This is a genomic window from Nostoc sp. UIC 10630, assembly GCF_010747425.1.
In the GTDB taxonomy this organism is placed as follows: domain Bacteria; phylum Cyanobacteriota; class Cyanobacteriia; order Cyanobacteriales; family Nostocaceae; genus Nostoc.
This window is the reverse complement of sequence record NZ_JAAGOG010000458.1, coordinates 1-1,022: the sequence shown is the minus strand read 5'-3', so window position 1 is coordinate 1,022 and position 1,022 is coordinate 1. Positions and strand designations below refer to the sequence as shown.

Here is a 1,022-nt window from a genome sequence, read left to right as displayed (position 1 = left end):
TACAGCACTTCCTGCTGATATGAGGTACAGTTGGTAAGAATAAAAATATTATCTTTTCATGAAAGCATATTCAATCGATCTCCGAAAAAAAATAGTTGCAGCACATATTCAGGAAAAAATATCAATTCGTCAAGTGGCAATCAGATTTAATGTTAGTAAAAGTCTAGTTCAAAAGCTGGTAAAACAACAACAAGTTGATGGAAATTTACAACCTAAGCAGCGAGGAAAACCGCAGTTTAGTCATCTCACAAATGCTGATGTAGAGTTAAGAAAACTAGTTGCAGAAAATCAGGATGCAACTTTAGTAGAGTTATGTGAATTATTTGCAGTAAAGACTGGAAATTGGGTAAGTCGAACTGCAATGTGCCGTTCTTTACAAAAGTTGGGATTAAATCGTAAAAAAAAACATTGCGGAGTAGCCAAGCAGCAACTCCAAGAGTCCAAAAACTCAGAGCAGAATACTGGGAAAAAGTCAGAGATATAGAACCAGAAAATTTAGTATTTATAGATGAGACAGGAGTAATACTGGGTTTAACAAGAACTCATGCACGTTCACAGATGGGAACAAGAGTATACGAGCTAAAACCATTTTATCGCGGTGCAAAAATTACAGTAATTGGAGCAATTAGTATTAAAAAAGTGGTGGCATTAATGACAATGAATAACTCAATGGATAGCGTTGCATTTGATGTATTTGTTGAGAAGTTTTTAGCGCCTCAATTGTGGACAGGAGCGGTAGTAATTATGGATAATTTACCCGCCCACAAACTAGCATCAATTGAACCAATGATTGAAGCTGTAGGTGCGAAAGTTATTTGTTTATCCCCCTACTCTCCCGATTTTAATCCCATTGAATTATGGTGGTCACAACTCAAATCTTTTTTACGCAGTTTTGCTCCAACTACAACAGAAATGGTTGATACAGTCATCTCAGTTGCACTCAATTTAATAAATCCTCAACATTTAAAAAACTGGTTTACTAATTGCTGTTACTGTACCTCATAACATCGGAAACTGCTGTA

At 35.9% G+C, this 1,022-nt stretch carries 2 protein-coding genes; both read left to right on the top strand.

Features of this window, described 5'->3' with window-relative positions:
- Positions 1 to 58: 58 nt before the first annotated feature.
- The gene (locus tag G1O98_RS38360; protein ID WP_163939697.1) at positions 59 to 484 is read left to right on the top strand and encodes an IS630 transposase-related protein; all 426 of its coding nucleotides are present in this window, start codon (positions 59 to 61) and stop codon (positions 482 to 484) included.
- Positions 409 to 1,005: an IS630 family transposase gene (locus tag G1O98_RS38355; RefSeq protein WP_163939695.1), complete on the top strand. Its 597-nt coding sequence runs from the start codon at positions 409 to 411 to the stop codon at positions 1,003 to 1,005. Before G1O98_RS38360 ends, G1O98_RS38355 begins: the two co-directional genes overlap by 76 nt.
- Positions 1,006 to 1,022 lie beyond the last annotated feature (17 nt).